This window comes from Micromonospora sp. NPDC051141 (assembly GCF_044455765.1).
Classification (GTDB): Bacteria; Actinomycetota; Actinomycetes; order Mycobacteriales; family Micromonosporaceae; genus Micromonospora.
The window spans coordinates 218,114-232,361 of the sequence record NZ_JBITFD010000004.1 but is presented as its reverse complement, the minus strand read 5'-3'; the positions used below and the strand labels follow the sequence as shown (position 1 = coordinate 232,361).

Below are 14,248 nucleotides of genomic sequence, written 5' to 3'. Positions count from 1 at the left end.
GTCAGGCGACGAAGCGGGTCTTGCGGCGGCGGGCCACCACGTAGCCGCCGAAGCCGGCGGCGAGCAGCAGCGCGCCGATGCCGGCGATCAGGCCGGTGGAGGAACCGGTGATCGGCAGCGTGCCGCCGTCCCCGCCACCCTGGCCGCCGTCGCCACCCGCGGCGGCGTTCACGACGACCTTGGCGCTGTCGTTGGCCGGCTTCTGGTCACGGTAGAAGCCGCCGTCGCACTCACACGGCACGTTGATCTTCACGAGCCCGGTGTCGTTGGCGACCACCTTGTCGATCTTCAGGCCGAAGTCGAGCGTGACGGTCTGGCCGGCCTTCAGGAACGAGTCGAAGTAGCAGCGGTAGTGACGCGCACCCGGCTGGCCGGGCTCACCCCACTCGTCGCCCTTCACCGGGAAGCAGTTCTCCGGGGCCGCCGCCGCGGTCGTGCCCTTCGGCACGTCGAAGGTCAGGTAGGTGACCGAGCTGCCGGAGCGGCTGTAGTCGAGCGTCGCCGGGCCGTTGTTGCGCAGGCCCACGGTCGCCTTGACCGTCGCGCCCGCCGTGCCGGACACCGAGGAGCCGAGCGCCTCGAGGTCGGTGCCGTTGTTGCCGGTCACCGTCACCTGGAGGTTCGTGCCGTTGTTCTCCGGCCGCGGGTCGGCCTGGAAACCACGCGCGCTGGCCTTGCCGCCGGCCTCGGCCAGGGTCAGCTTGCCGTCGGTGCCCGGCTTGCCGACGGTCACGTCGTAGTTGTCGAGGTAGCTCTCGAAGTCCTCGAACTCGCTCGGGGTCATCCAGATGACCTCGCCGTACTTGAAGCCCGGTGCCAGGGTGTCCGCGCCCAGCGCGTACGGCAGCGTGGCCCCGAAGGTGCTGCCGGCCGGCAGTTCCTCGTCAAAGCGGCAGGTGCGCAGCTCGTCATCCACGTAGGTGCAGTTGCTGTAGTGCTTGGTGGAGTTCAGCCCGTAGTCGTTGTAGAAGACGACGGTGGCGCCCTTGGCGGTGGTCTCGCCCACGTTGCTGACCTTCAGCGGCGCGGTGAAGCTCTTGCCGGGCGCGACCGACACGGCGGTCTCCGGACCGGCCGCCAGGTCGACACCCTCGCCGACGCGCACCTTGGCGTCGTGCGAGACGGCGTCGAAGCCGTTCGCCGACAACGTCACCTTGATCGTGCCGGAGTCGCCGTCCTTGGCCTTGTCGGTGGCCTTGATCTGCACCGGGAAGATCCCGCCCAGGCCCCACTCGTCCACCTCGACCTCCCAGGGCGAGGTGCAGACCAGCACGTTCGCGGAGGGCGAGGCGCAGTCGGCGAAGGTGTCCTCCTCCTCCGCGACGGTCACCTTGCCGGCCAGGCCGGTGAAGTCGTAGCGGACGGTGAGGTCGTTCAGCACGGTCGGGGCCGAGCTGTGGATGGTGCTGTACTCGATCTTGCCGTCGGAACCGGTCGCGACCGTCGTGTCGCCGAAGTAGACGCCCAGCGCGATCTGCGGAGCAGCGGCGACGGCGGGGATGGCGGAGGCGGCGACGAACGCGCCTGCGACGCCCAACCCGGCGAGCCAGCGCCGGGTGGAGTTGCTGAGCATGTGGGGGGTCCTCCCGTGGGGATGATCAGGTGGAGCCCGTGGAGCTTAAAGATTCCTTAAGCCGGTCCGTTGCCCCGAACGGCGAACATTGACCGAACGGTTGATCACCGCCGACGCAATGTTCGGTGCCCCCGAGCCCGTCTATCGAGCGGGACACCGGGAGGTGCAGTGACGTACGAGGAGTTCGTCGACGCGCGGCTGGGCGCGCTGCTGCGGTACGCGGTCATGTTGACCGGCGACCCGCACCAGGCCCAGGACCTGGTGCAGGAGACCATGGTCCGGGTCCAGCTCCACTGGCGACGGGTGGCCCGCGCCGACGCGCCGGAGCGGTACGTGCGACGGCAGCGCGCCGCGCTGGTGCTTCGCTACTACGAGGACTGTCCGACGCGGAGATCGCCGACGTGCTCGGCTGCGCCGTCGGCACCGTCCGGTCCAGCATCTCGCGCGCCCTGGCCACACTCCGAGCCGAACACGTGGAGGTCTGCTCATGATCGAGGACGAGCTGCGGGCCGCGTTCGCCCGGTACGAGGCGCTGACGCCGTCCACCGGCCCGGTCCGGGCCGCCATCGACCGGGCGGTGGCCCGGCGACGTCGTCGCCGTCGGCGGGTACGCCTGGCCGGCACCGCGCTGGCGGTGGCCGCCGTCGCGCTCGTCGGCTTCACCGTGGCGGCGCCCCGCCCACCACAGCCCACGCCTCTCGTCACCGCCGCGCCGTCGCCGCCCCCCGCCACCGCGCTGAACGTGCTGCTGCTCGGCCTGGACCAGGCGGACGCGAGCCGGCGGGCCGACTCGATCGTGCTGGTGCACGTGCCGGCCGACCGGAGCCGGCTCTACCTCGTGTCCATCCCGCGCGACCTGCTCGTGCCGATGCCCGACGGCGGGACGGGCAAGCTCAGCGCGACCTTCGCCCTGGGTGCCGGGTCGGGTGACCTGGCGGCCGGCTACCGGGCCACCCGCCAGGCGGTCACCCGGCTGACCGGGGCGCCGGTGGACGCGGGGGCGGTGCTCACCTACCAGGCCACCCGGACGCTCACCGACGCGGTCGGCGGCGTACCGGTCTGCCTGCCGGCGGCGGTGCGGTCGGTGCACACCGACAGGCGCTTCCCGGCCGGCTGTCAGCGCCTCGACGGCGGGCAGGCGGTGGACCTGCTCCGGCAGCGGTACGGCCTGCGCGACGCCGTGCTGGACCGGGAACGCAACGCGCTCCGGTACGCGGCCGGCCTGCTCCGCCAGATCCGCGAGCAGGGCATCACGAGCGACCCGGTACGCCTCGGCCGGCTGGTCGGCCAGGTCGGACCGGCCCTGACCACGGACACCGGTGACCTGTCCCTGCCGGCGCTGCTCTCCGTGGCCGTTCGGGCGGGCACCGCCGACCCGGTCGCACTCGGCCTGCCGGTCCGCTACCAGGAGTGGACGGCGCGCGGCTTCGAGCCGGACCCGACGCTCGTCGACGACTTCCTGGCCGCGTTGCGTGGCGACCGGCTGGACGGCTGGACCGCCGCCCACCCGGCGCAGGCCGTCAGCCTGCGCTGACGCCGCGCGCGACCGGTCGTCAGCCCGCGCTGACGCCGCGCACGATCGGTCGTCAGCCCGCGCTGACCGTCGTCAGCGGTAGTCGTCCTCGTCGGCGCCCACCACGCGGGCCTGCTCCATGGCGTCCCAGTCGGCGACCTCCAGGCCCCGGTGCGGCTCACCGTCGGTGTCGTCGAGGGTGGCCGGGGCCGCCTGCTCGACCGCGTCGGCCGGCTCCGCCTCCGGGTCCCGTTCCTCCGGAGCGAGGTGGTCGCTCGGGGCGAAGTCCTCGTCGGGCTGTCCCATCGTCCCTCCCTGCGTCTCGTTCCGACCGTGTCCCCACCACCGTACGGGCTGGTCCGGGTCACCGCTCGGAGCCGGGCGAAGCGCGGAGTCGGCGATTGTGCTACCCGGCGTGTGGCCGGAATGCCAGGATGGTCCCGTGGGCTTCCTCATCCGGCTGGCGATCACCGCGGTCGCGCTGTGGGTGGCCACGCTGATCGTGCCCGGGGTTCATGTCACCGGCCGCAACGGCGGCACCACGGTGTTCACGCTGATCGTGGTGGCGCTCGTCTTCGGCGTGGTCAACGCGGTGCTCAAGCCGCTCATCAAGGTGTTCGGCTGTGTGTTCTACCTGCTCACGCTCGGTCTGTTCGCGCTCGTGGTGAACGCGTTGCTGTTCCTGCTGACCGACTGGATCGCCGGCGTGCTGCGCCTGCCGTTCCACGTCGACGGCTTCTGGGCCGCCTTCTGGGGGGCCATCGTGGTGTCGGTGGTGAGCTGGCTGATCAGCGTCGCCGTGCCGGACCGTCTGGAGGAACGGTGAGCGGTGGTGCCCGGGTCGGTTGTGTCCCGCGTTCGCTTCTACGGGATACTGCCCGCGGTGGACAGCGCGGTCCGGCGCACCCGAGGAAAGACGACGGCCTGTACGGCCGAGAGCGGTAAGTAAGGAGCGTTCGACATGCCCATCGCTTCCCCCGAGGCTTACGCGGAGATGCTGGACCGGGCCAAGGCCGGCCGGTACGCGTACCCCGCGATCAACGTGACCTCCTCCCAGACGCTGAACGCGGCGCTCAAGGGCTTCGCCGACGCGGAGAGCGACGGCATCATCCAGGTCTCCACCGGCGGCGCGGAATACCTGTCCGGCCCGTCGGTCAAGGACATGGTGACCGGCGCGACCGCGTTCGCCGCCTACGCGCACGAGGTGGCCAAGAACTACCCGGTGACGGTCGCGCTGCACACCGACCACTGCCCGAAGGACAAGCTGGACAAGTTCGTCCGACCGCTGATGGCCATCTCCCAGGAGCGGGTCAAGAACGGCCAGGAGCCGCTGTTCCAGTCGCACATGTGGGACGGCTCGGCCGTGCCGGTGGCGGAGAACCTGGAGATCGCCGAGCAGCTCCTCGCCGAGGCCGCCAAGGGCAAGATCGTCCTGGAGATCGAGGTCGGCGTCGTCGGTGGCGAGGAGGACGGCGTCGAGAACGCCATCAACGACAAGCTCTACACCACCGTGGACGACGGCCTGGCCATGGTCGAGGCGCTCGGCCTGGGCGAGAAGGGCCGCTACATGGCGGCGCTGACCTTCGGCAACGTGCACGGCGTCTACAAGCCGGGCAACGTGAAGCTCCGTCCCGAGGTGCTCAAGCAGATCCAGGACGCGGTCGGCGCCAAGTACGGCAAGGAGAAGCCGCTCAGCCTGGTCTTCCACGGCGGTTCCGGCTCGCTGCTGGAGGAGATCCGGGAGGCGCTCGACTACGGCGTGGTGAAGATGAACATCGACACCGACACGCAGTACGCCTTCACCCGCCCGGTCGCGGACCACATGCTGCGCAACTACGACGGCGTGCTGAAGATCGACGGCGAGGTCGGCAACAAGAAGCAGTACGACCCGCGGGCGTGGGGCAAGCTGGCCGAGGCCGGCCTGGCCGCCCGCGTGGTCGAGGCCTGCGAGCACCTGCGCTCCACCGGCACCCGGATGAAGTAACGCGCTCCGCGTGAAAGGAGGGGCCCCTTTTTGACAGACGTCTGTTGAAAAGGGGCCCCTCCTTTCACCTCACCAGCAGCGCGACCGCCTCGCGGACGTCGTCGGTGAGGTGGATCGTGCGGGACAGGTCGCCGAACGGGGACGCGGCGAACAACGGCCGCAGCAGCGACTCCACCGGCAGCTCCGTGGTCCAGAACGCGCGGTCGAGGAAGACGTACGCGCCGCTGGCCCCGTCGGTGCCGTAGAACGTCTTGGTGGCGGCCTGGAACACCTCCTGCACGGTGCCGGCCCGGCCGGGCGCGAACACGATGCCGCCCCGGGCCAGGCGCAGAATGGTGTCCTCCCGGATGGCGTTGGAGAAATACTTGGCGATCCGGCCGGCGAACAGGTTCGCCGGTTCGTGGCCGTACAGCCAGGTGGGGATGGCCAGGCCGCCCGAGCGGGCCCACTCGGTGTCCGGCGCGGCCGGCCGGGGCGAGGGCAGCGACGGGCCGTCCGCGTACCGCTTGCGCACCGCCAGCGCCGCCGCCGTGTAGCGGTCGTGGTCGGTGAAGTCCGGCGCGGCGGCCAGCACGTCGATCGCGGCCGACAGCTCCTCGGCCGGCCAGGCCGCCAGGAACGCGCCGAGGTTCGCCGCCTCCATCACCCCCGGACCGCCGCCGGTCACCACCAGGCGGTCGGCCCGCGCCAGCTCCCAACCCAGCACCGCCGCCATCCGGTACGCGGCGCCGCCGCGCGGCACCGCGTGCCCACCCATCACGCCCACCACGGACTGCGGCCCGTGCACGGCCAGCCACGCCCGGGTCGCGTCGGCGAGCGCGTTGTCCACGCCGTGGTCGTGCAGCCGCTGACCGAGCGCCTCGCGGACGTCCGGCAGCGCGCCGCCGTGCGCCCGGAAGTGCGCGTACACCCGGGTGTCGTACATCTCGGCGAACCCGCCCTCGGCGAAGCCGGCGGCCAGGTCGTCGGCGGTGTAGAGGTGCGACGGCTGGGTCGGGTAGGGCAGCCCGGAGAACGGCGGCACGACGTTGGCGCCCCGGCGGACCAGGTCCGCGCCCACCTCACGGTCGGCGAACCGGCAGCCCACGAAGAGCGTGCCGGCGACGTCGACGTCGCGCAGGTCCGGAACCGGATCCAGGTCGAGGCGGAGACCCTGTACGGTCAGGCCGGCGAGGGTCCCCCCGGCCAGCCGGTGATCGAACTCGGTCCGGGTCTGGACCTCGTCGACGTGGGGCGCGTGCGGCTCGATGACGTCCGCGGGTGGTGGGGTCGGCACCAGATCATCCTGCCCCGGCCGGGCAACCTCGCAAACCCGGGCGGTACGGACAGGAGCCCGGCGGGTGCGCCGCCGGGCTCCTGCGTAACCGGTCCTGGGGAGGCTCCGGACCTGTAGTTGTAGTGCAAGAACCACCGCGGCGGCATGGGCCGCGGGTACGTGTGGTCCCGCCGAGGCGTGACAAAACCCTCAGCCGTTCAGCCGACCGGCCGGCCGGCCCCCCTCGCGCCCGCCAGGGCGAAGCGGGTTGAATGGGGCGATGCAGAACCTGTTGCCAGAGCCACCGGCCACGCTGCTCCCGGTTTCCGAGGAGGCCGACGCCGCGCTCGCCGCCGCGGTCGAGCAGGGCACCGAAGAGGCGTACGCCGAGGTCGCAGCCCGCTTCCCGACCTACAGTGCGGCCTGGGCGTCGCTGGCCGGCCGCGCGCTCGCCGCGGGCCAGGTCGTCCCGGCGTACGCGTACGCCCGCACCGGCTACCACCGGGGCCTGGACCAGCTGCGCCGCAGCGGCTGGAAGGGACACGGCCCGGTGCCCTGGTCGCACGCGCCCAACCAGGGCTTCCTCCGCTGCCTCTACGTGCTCTCCCGGGCCGCCGGTGAGATCGGCGAGGCGGACGAGGCGGCCCGCTGCGCCCAGTTCCTCCGCGACTGCGACCCGGCCGCCGGGGATGCGCTGGCCAGCGACTGATCCGTCCCGCGACGGCCGGCCCGGACCCGGGCCGGCCGTCGCGCCGTCCTACAGCCCTTCCGCCACCGACGCGGCGATCTTCAGCCAGGCGTCGCGGGTGGCGGCCGAGAGCTGCCCGTAGCGCAACGGCTCGCCGGTGTCGATGAGCCGCTCGTACGGCGCCAGCAGCACCGCCCGGGTACGGGCGGCGAAGTGCGCCTGGATGGCCGGCAGGTCGATCTCCTTGCGCGACGGTGGCATCGAGACCACCGTGACCGCCTGTCGGACCAGCCGCTGCCGGCCGCTCTGCTCCAGGTGGTCCAGCATCCGGGCGGCGGTCTCGGCCGAGTCGTTCCGCGCCGACATGGTGACCACCAACTGGTCGGTGGCGTCCATGGCGGCCTGCCAGTTCTGCGCCCGGACGTTGTTACCGGTGTCCACGAAGATCAGCTTGTAGAAGCGGCTGACCACGTCCCGGATCTCGGCGAACGCGGCGGCGGTCAGCATCTCGCCGCCGGTCGCCGACTCGTCCGAGGCGAGCACGTCGAACATTCCCTCGCCCTGCGAGCGGACGTACTGCGACAGGTCGCCGACGCGTCCCTGCGCACCCTGGAACTGGCCCAGGTCGCGCAGCATGTCCCGCACCGTACGGGCGTGGAAGTCCTGCTGCGCCCGCATGCCGAGGGTGCCCTGGGTCTCGTTGTTGTCCCAGGCCAGCACGTAACCACCGCGCTTCTGGCCGAACGTCATGGCGAGCAGCAGGATGGCCACCGTCTTGCCGGCGCCGCCCTTCGGGTTGACCACGGTCACCTGGCGCAGCCCGCCGAAGTTGCGGCGGACCATCTCGATGTCGCGCTTCATCTCCTGCTCGTGCCGGCCGGGCGCGAGCCGGACCAGCCCGATCCGGTTCACCACCGCCCGGACGCCCATGGTGGCCACCGGGTCGACCGGCCGGACCTGACGCCGCCGGGCGAAGTCCTCCGCCGTCGGCGGCACCACCTGTGGCGCCGGCCAGCCCTGCTCCGGGTACACCCCGGGCGGCACGGCCGGCTGACGCGCCGGCCCGGGCAGCGGCGGGTACGCCGTCCCGGCCGCCGGTGGCCCGGACGCCTCTCGATACGCCACCCCGACTGCCGGTTGGCTCGGCAGCGGCGGATACGCCGTCCCGGTCGCCGATGGCCCGGCCGCCGGCGGCTGTGCCGGCTGTGCCGGCACACCCGCTTCCGGCCGCCCGGCGTGCGGCGGCAGCCCCGCGTGCGGCGGCACCCCGGTCTGGGCCGACCTGGCCGCCTGTGGCGGTACGCCGACTTGTGACGGTCCCCCCGCCTGGAGCGGTCCGGCGGCCGGGGCCGGTCCGCCCGCCTCCTGCGGCGCTCCCGGCTGCGGTGGCGGCCAGCCCGGCGGGTACCAACCCGGCTGGCCGGGCTGCGGCGGGTAGGTGACCGACGGGTAGACCGAGCCGGTGCCGGTGCCGGTGCCGGTGCCGGTGCCGGTGCCGGTGCCGGTGCCGGTGCCGGTGCCGTGTGGCTGCTGCGGCAGGGGCACGCCCGGCGACGGCGGGAACGGGCCGAGCCGGGGCGGGGACTCCTCGGCCGGTTCGCCCGGACCGGCCACCGGCTGCGGACCGTCCACGGGTGCCGAACCGACCGGAGCGGTGGCGGCCTCGGCGGTGGCGCGCTGCGGTGGCTGCGCCCACGGTGACGCGGTCCGGCCGTTCGCCGGGGCGTCACCGCCACCATTCACAGGCGTTGGGGTTGGACCGGCGTCGTCCACGGGCGCGGCGGTGGCCCCGGTCCCGGTCGCCGGGGCAGCGGACTGGTCGTGCAGCGTCGCCGGCCGGTACGGGTGCGCCGCCGGCCCGACTCGATCGACGTCGGCTGCCGAGGCGGCCCACGCCGGAGCCGGCGGCCCGCCCCGGCCCGGAACGGGCACCGGCGTGGCCTGTGGCGTCGGGCTCGGGGTGGCCGGTGGCGTCGGGCTCGGGGTGGCCTGCGGTGACGGGACCGGGGTGGCCTGCGGTGACGGAACCGGGGCGTCGGCCAGGGGGAGGGGCCAGGGTGGCACGGCCGGCTGGGCCGGGGCCGCCCACGGCGGCGCGGTGACCACCCCGTCGATCTCCTCGGGCGGCCAGAGCGGCTCGATGTCCCGCTCCGGCACCTGCGGTCGGCCCGGTACGTGGGCCCGGTCGTCGTTCTCGTGCACCACGGTTCCTCCAGATCCCTCCCGCCGAGGATAGGCGGTCCGGCCAGCGGCGTGGCCCGGGCACGGATCGATCAGGGTCAGCCCGTCCAGACCGCCCAGGCACCCGGCTCGGTCCACCAGGACCGTTTCCGACTCAGTTCACCCTCGACGCCGTCGTCGAGGAAGGGCACCCGATCGTCCCGGGGCACGACCGCCACGGCCCGGCCCCGGGCCCGGCGTACCTCGAGCCGGACCCTCTTCCGGCCCAACGCGGATCGGGTGACCACGGGCACGGCCACGCCCACCGCGATCCGGCCGTCGGTCGGATCCGGGTCGGCCAGCAGTGTCACCTCGCCGAGGCGCGCGTACCCGCCGGCGTTGCCGATCGCGCACGCGGTGATCGGCTCGGTGCCGTCGCTGAGCACCGCGCCGTCGACCTCGACACGGGCCCGCCAGTGCAGTGGCCGCCCGGCGTCGTCGGCGGCACCGAGCAGCGCGCCGTCGAGCGTCACCGAGCCGCCGTCGTTGCGCAGCAGGTCCAGTCGGCGTGCCGTGCCGTCCAGCACCGCCGTGGCCACCGCCGCCGGGTCACGCGGCAGCCCGAGCTGCGCGGCCAGGTCCCGCGCCGCCCCGGCCCGGGCCGGATCGAGCGGGAGTACGCCGACCGGGGGCAGGTCGGGCAGTGTGCGATTCTCGGCGAGGTCGGCGGGGCGGCGGCTGGGCGGCGGAGCGTACCGGCGGACCAGCCGGCGCAGCACGGCGCGCAACTGACCGTCACTGGCCGTGGCGACGATCAGCCGGGTCTTGCCGTCGGGGTCCGGCCAGGTGAGGCCGTCGGGGCGGGGCGGGCCGTCGAGGCGGGCCAGCACCTCGTCGATCTCCGCATCCGACCGGGCGGTCACCGTGGTCACCCGCGCACCCCGGGCGGTCAGCGCGTCCGCGCAGGCCAGCACCGGTACGCGCGGCGTCTCGCAGCGCTCCTCGCCGGCCGCCTCGACGGTCTCGTCCGCGCCACCGCAGCAGGCCCCGCCACTGCCGCAGCCCGCACCGGGAGCGTCCCGCTCCGAGCCGAGGGTGAGCAGCACCACGTCGTACACGAACGAGCCTCCTGCTTCTCGACGAACCCCTGCCGGTCCCGCCGTCACTACTTGTTAGCCTGACACCCCGGGCTCGCCGACCGGTCGCCACCTGGCACCCGAGCCTTCTGGAGGCGGAGAAGATGCCAGCGATCGTGCTCCTCGGCGCCCAATGGGGCGACGAGGGCAAGGGCAAGGTTACCGACCTGCTGGGTGAGCGGGTCGACTACGTCGTGCGCTACTCCGGCGGGAACAACGCCGGTCACACCGTGATCACGCCGGACGGCCAGAAGTACGCGCTGCACCTGATGCCGTCCGGCGCGCTCTCGCCGAGCGCGATGATCGTCATCGGCAACGGCGTGGTGGTCGACCCGAAGGTGCTGCTCCAGGAGATCGACGGGCTCGCCGAGCGCGGCGTGGACGTCTCCCGGCTGCGCATCTCCGGCGACGCGCACCTGATCATGCCGCACCACCGGGCGTTGGACCGGGTGGTCGAGCGTTACCTGGGCAGCTCCCGGATCGGCACCACCGGCCGGGGCATCGGCCCGGCGTACGGCGACAAGGTCGCCCGGATGGGCATCCGGCTCCAGGATCTGCTCGACCCGGGCATCCTGCGCAAGAAGCTGGAGCTGGCGCTCCGGGAGAAGAACCAGACGCTGTTCAAGGTCTACAACCGCAAGGCGATCGATGTCGACGAGACCGTCGAGGAGTACCTCGAATACGCCGAGCGGCTGCGGCCGTACATCGCCGAGACCCGGGTGATGCTCTGGGACGCGCTCGACCGCGGCGAGACCGTGCTGCTGGAGGGTGCCCAGGCCACCATGCTCGACATGGACCACGGCACGTATCCGTTCGTCACCTCGTCGAACCCGACCGCCGGTGGGGCGTGCGTGGGCGCCGGCATCCCGCCGACCGCGATCACCAAGGTCATCGCGGTGAGCAAGGCGTACACCACCCGGGTCGGCTCCGGCCCGTTCCCGACCGAGCTGTTCGACGACAACGGGCAGCACCTGCGCAAGGTCGGCCACGAGTACGGCACCACCACCGGTCGGGAGCGCCGGTGCGGCTGGTTCGACGCGGTGGTGGCCCGGTACGCCTGCCGCCTGAACGGTGTCACCGACCTGGTGGTGACCAAGCTGGACGTGTTGACCGGCCTGCCCAAGGTGCCGATCTGTGTCGGCTACGACATCAACGGCGAGCGTTTCGACGACATGCCGATGACGCAGACCGACTTCCACCACGCCACGCCGATCTACGAAGAGCTCGACGGCTGGTGGGAGGACATCACCAAGGCGCGGACCGAGGACGAGCTCCCGGAGAACGCCCGACGCTACATCGCAAGGATCGAGGAACTCACCAACACCCGGGTCAGCGTCGTAGGCGTAGGCCCCGGCCGAGAGGAAAACGTCCTCCGCCACCCCCTCCTCCCCTAACCCCACCCTTCCCCGCCCCACCCACCCCCCCACCCCCCCGGCCCCCCGGCCCCCAGGGCACTCTCCCCGGTGATCAAGGAGTTTGTGTCGGCCTTGGGCACGGGATCAGACGCGAACTCCTTGATCACCTCTGAAGGGAACGGGTGGGTGGGGAGGGAATTGTCCACAGGGTTGTCCACAGGGGTTTCGGGAGGTGGGGGGTGCGCGGGAACGTGCGTGAGTGGGTGAGTTCGGCGAACTGAGGCGGTTGGCCGCCGGCCAGGGTGGGTTCGTGGCGGCGGAGCAGGCACTGCGGCTGGGTTTCAGCCGGGACCAGATCCGGCATCTGGTCCGCTCCGGCCGATGGACGCGGGTCTCGCGTGGTTGCTATCTGCCGATGGCCGCTCCACCGGAGGCGGCACTACGACGGACCCGCATCCGCGCCGTGATCAGGAGCCTCGGCCCGGGCGCGGTCGCCGTGCTGGACACCGCCGCGGAACTGCACGGCATCGGTGGTCTCCGGCCGTCTGCGGCGATACACGTGTCCGTGCCGCCGCCTCGCCCCCACGTGCAGCGTCGGGCGGAGCGACGGCTGGTGGTGCACCAACTGACGCTCGGCCCCGCCGAGATCGGCGAGGTCGACGGCGTGCCCACGACGACGCCGCTGCGTACGGTGGCGGACCTCGTGCTGCGGGTGGACCGCTACCCGGCCGTGTGTCTCCTCGACTCGGCACTCAACCGGCAGATCCTGGCCGAGTCCGATCTGCACCTGCTGCTCAGGCAGCTCGCCGGGCGTCGCGGAGCGGTCGCCGCCCGCCGGCACCTCGCCGAGGCCGACGGGCGGGCGCAGTCACCGCTGGAGACCCGCACCCGGCTCCGATGTGTCGACGGCGGTGTGCCGCCCGACGCCCTGCAACTGCACGTCCGGGACGACGACGGCTACCTGTTGGGTGTCGGGGACATGGGCTGGCGGGCCGCCCGGGTGATCGCCGAGGCGGACGGTCGGGTGCCGCACCTGACCCCGGACGCGATCTTCGCCGACCGGTTCCGGCAGAACCGTCTCGTCAACGCCGGCTGGCGCATCCTCCGCTTCACCTGGGCCGACACGCTCCGCCCCGACTACATCCCGGCCACGGTCCGGCAAGCCCTGCGCCAACCCCGTTGATCAAGGAGTTCGCGTCGACGGGTGCGTGATTCTGGGACGCGAACTCCTTGATCAACGGGGTGGGGTGGTGGGGTCAGTAGGATGCGGTCGTGCGGGTTCTTCTTGTGGGTGGTGGGGGGCGGGAGCATGCGCTCGCGCTCGGGCTGGTTCGTGATCCGGCCGTGGAGGCGCTTGTCGCGGCGCCCGGGAATCCGGGGATCGCGGAGGTCGCCGCGCTGCGGGAGGTGACCCCGACCGATCCGGCCGCGGTGTCCGCGCTCGCCGTCGAGCTGGCGGCGGACCTGGTGGTCATCGGTCCGGAGGCGCCGCTGGTGGCCGGCGTCGCCGACGCGGTACGCGCCAAGGGCATCGCGGTGTTCGGCCCCGGCGCGCACGCGGCCCGACTGGAGGGCTCGAAGACGTTCGCGAAGGACGTGATGACCGCCGCCGGCGTGCCGACCGCCCGCGCGTACACCTGCGTCGACGCGACCGAGGTGGCGCGGGCGCTTGACGATTTCGGCGCGCCCTACGTGGTGAAGGACGACGGGCTCGCCGCCGGCAAGGGCGTGGTGGTCACCGACGACCGGGCGGTCGCCGAGCGGCACGCCGCCGAGTGCGGCCGGGTGGTGATCGAGGAGTTCCTCGACGGTCCCGAGGTCTCGCTCTTCGTGGTCACCGACGGCGAGGCGGCGCTGCCGTTGCTGCCGGCGCAGGACTTCAAGCGCGTCGGCGACGGCGACACCGGGCCGAACACCGGCGGCATGGGCGCGTACGCGCCGCTGCCGTGGGCGCCGGCGGGCCTGGTCGACGACGTGATGCGTGACGTGGTGCACCCGACGCTTGCCGAGTTGCGCCGCCGGGGCACCCCGTTCGCCGGCCTGCTCTACGTGGGCCTGGCGATCACCGCGAAGGGTCCTCGCGTGATCGAGTTCAACGCGCGCTTCGGCGACCCGGAGACGCAGGTGGTGCTCGCCCTGCTGGAGACGCCGCTGGCCGGGCTGCTGCACGCCGCCGCCACCGGCACGCTGGGCGCGCACCCGCCGCTGCGGTGGCGCGACGGCGCGGCGGTCACCGTCGTGGTCGCGGCCGAGGGCTACCCGGCGGGCCCGCGTACCGGTGATGTGATCACCGGCGCGGACCGCGCCGGGATCATCCACGCCGGCACCCGCCGGGACGCCGACGGCACGTTGCGCTCCGCGGGCGGCCGGGTCCTCTGCGGTACGGCCACCGGCCCCGACCTGGCCGCCGCGCGCGACGCCGCCTACGCGCTGGTACGCGGCATCGGGCTGGCCGGCGCGCACCACCGCGCCGACATCGCGGCGGCGGCGGTGGACGGCCGGATCACGATCCCGGGCTGACCGGGGGCGCGGGCGGCGGCACGGCGAGCGCCGCGCGGATGACCGACCGGACATCCGGGACGAT

Annotated in this window: 12 protein-coding genes and 1 pseudogene; 8 read left to right on the top strand and 5 right to left on the bottom strand. The window is 73.1% G+C overall.

Features of this window, described 5'->3' with window-relative positions:
* Position 1: 1 nt before the first annotated feature.
* The gene (locus ACIA6B_RS09380; protein ID WP_396772281.1) at positions 2-1,573 is read right to left on the bottom strand and encodes an LPXTG cell wall anchor domain-containing protein; all 1,572 of its coding nucleotides are present in this window, start codon (positions 1,571-1,573) and stop codon (positions 2-4) included.
* Positions 1,574-1,741: 168 nt separating this feature from the next.
* On the opposite strand from ACIA6B_RS09380, the pseudogene ACIA6B_RS09375 reads away from it, so the two are divergent.
* A pseudogene (locus tag ACIA6B_RS09375) lies at positions 1,742-2,064 on the top strand (sigma factor-like helix-turn-helix DNA-binding protein).
* Positions 2,061-3,107, top strand: a complete 1,047-nt coding sequence (locus ACIA6B_RS09370) for an LCP family protein (protein ID WP_396772280.1) — start codon at positions 2,061-2,063, stop codon at positions 3,105-3,107. The pseudogene ACIA6B_RS09375 and the gene ACIA6B_RS09370 overlap by 4 nt, the downstream one beginning before the upstream one ends.
* Before the next feature lie 72 nt (positions 3,108-3,179).
* Here ACIA6B_RS09370 and ACIA6B_RS09365 read toward each other — a convergent pair whose 3' ends face one another.
* The gene (locus ACIA6B_RS09365) at positions 3,180-3,392 is read right to left on the bottom strand and encodes a hypothetical protein (protein ID WP_281933614.1); all 213 of its coding nucleotides are present in this window, start codon (positions 3,390-3,392) and stop codon (positions 3,180-3,182) included.
* Between the two features lie 136 nt (positions 3,393-3,528).
* On the opposite strand from ACIA6B_RS09365, the gene ACIA6B_RS09360 reads away from it, so the two are divergent.
* The gene (locus tag ACIA6B_RS09360) at positions 3,529-3,912 is read left to right on the top strand and encodes a phage holin family protein (protein ID WP_396772279.1); all 384 of its coding nucleotides are present in this window, start codon (positions 3,529-3,531) and stop codon (positions 3,910-3,912) included.
* Positions 3,913-4,047: 135 nt separating this feature from the next.
* Positions 4,048-5,070: a class II fructose-bisphosphate aldolase gene (gene fbaA / locus ACIA6B_RS09355; RefSeq protein WP_281933610.1), complete on the top strand. Its 1,023-nt coding sequence runs from the start codon at positions 4,048-4,050 to the stop codon at positions 5,068-5,070.
* 64 nt (positions 5,071-5,134) lie between these two features.
* Here the strand turns inward: fbaA and ACIA6B_RS09350 are convergent, their stop codons facing one another.
* Positions 5,135-6,346 carry an LOG family protein gene (locus ACIA6B_RS09350; RefSeq protein ID WP_396772278.1) on the bottom strand — a complete coding sequence of 404 codons (1,212 nt, stop codon included), beginning with the start codon at positions 6,344-6,346 and terminating at the stop codon, positions 5,135-5,137.
* A 259-nt stretch (positions 6,347-6,605) separates the two neighbouring features.
* Between ACIA6B_RS09350 and ACIA6B_RS09345 the strand changes: the two genes are divergently transcribed.
* A complete protein-coding gene (locus tag ACIA6B_RS09345) occupies positions 6,606-7,034 on the top strand; it encodes a DUF3151 domain-containing protein (protein ID WP_107162633.1) in 429 nt (142 codons plus the stop codon).
* Positions 7,035-7,082: 48 nt separating this feature from the next.
* On the opposite strand, the gene ACIA6B_RS09340 is transcribed toward ACIA6B_RS09345, so the two are convergent.
* Together ACIA6B_RS09340 and ACIA6B_RS09335 are read right to left on the bottom strand one after the other, a co-directional pair.
* Positions 7,083-9,218: a chromosome partitioning protein gene (locus ACIA6B_RS09340; RefSeq protein WP_396772277.1), complete on the bottom strand. Its 2,136-nt coding sequence runs from the start codon at positions 9,216-9,218 to the stop codon at positions 7,083-7,085.
* Positions 9,219-9,292: 74 nt separating this feature from the next.
* On the bottom strand, positions 9,293-10,291 hold the full coding sequence (locus ACIA6B_RS09335) for a hypothetical protein (RefSeq protein ID WP_396772276.1): 999 nt from the start codon (positions 10,289-10,291) through the stop codon (positions 9,293-9,295).
* A 122-nt stretch (positions 10,292-10,413) separates the two neighbouring features.
* Here ACIA6B_RS09335 and ACIA6B_RS09330 point away from each other — a divergent pair, with 122 nt between their 5' ends.
* The 3 genes from ACIA6B_RS09330 (at position 10,414) to purD (ending at position 14,184) form a co-directional block, all read left to right on the top strand.
* On the top strand, positions 10,414-11,703 hold the full coding sequence (locus ACIA6B_RS09330) for an adenylosuccinate synthase (RefSeq protein WP_396772275.1): 1,290 nt from the start codon (positions 10,414-10,416) through the stop codon (positions 11,701-11,703).
* Between the two features lie 220 nt (positions 11,704-11,923).
* A complete protein-coding gene (locus tag ACIA6B_RS09325) occupies positions 11,924-12,847 on the top strand; it encodes a type IV toxin-antitoxin system AbiEi family antitoxin domain-containing protein (RefSeq protein ID WP_396772274.1) in 924 nt (307 codons plus the stop codon).
* A gap of 89 nt (positions 12,848-12,936) precedes the next feature.
* Positions 12,937-14,184, top strand: a complete 1,248-nt coding sequence (gene purD / locus ACIA6B_RS09320) for a phosphoribosylamine--glycine ligase (RefSeq protein WP_396772273.1) — start codon at positions 12,937-12,939, stop codon at positions 14,182-14,184.
* Positions 14,185-14,248: the final 64 nt, after the last annotated feature.

Excerpts from the sequence above, each read along its gene's own strand:
- ACIA6B_RS09380 (WP_396772281.1), bottom strand. The coding sequence starts at position 1,573 with ATGCTCAGCAACTCCACCCGGCGCTGGCTCGCCGGGTTGGGCGTCGCA.
- ACIA6B_RS09370 (WP_396772280.1), top strand. The coding sequence starts at position 2,061 with ATGATCGAGGACGAGCTGCGGGCCGCGTTCGCCCGGTACGAGGCGCTG.
- ACIA6B_RS09365 (WP_281933614.1), bottom strand. The coding sequence starts at position 3,392 with ATGGGACAGCCCGACGAGGACTTCGCCCCGAGCGACCACCTCGCTCCG.
- fbaA (WP_281933610.1), top strand. The coding sequence starts at position 4,048 with ATGCCCATCGCTTCCCCCGAGGCTTACGCGGAGATGCTGGACCGGGCC.
- ACIA6B_RS09345 (WP_107162633.1), top strand. The coding sequence starts at position 6,606 with ATGCAGAACCTGTTGCCAGAGCCACCGGCCACGCTGCTCCCGGTTTCC.
- ACIA6B_RS09330 (WP_396772275.1), top strand. The coding sequence starts at position 10,414 with ATGCCAGCGATCGTGCTCCTCGGCGCCCAATGGGGCGACGAGGGCAAG.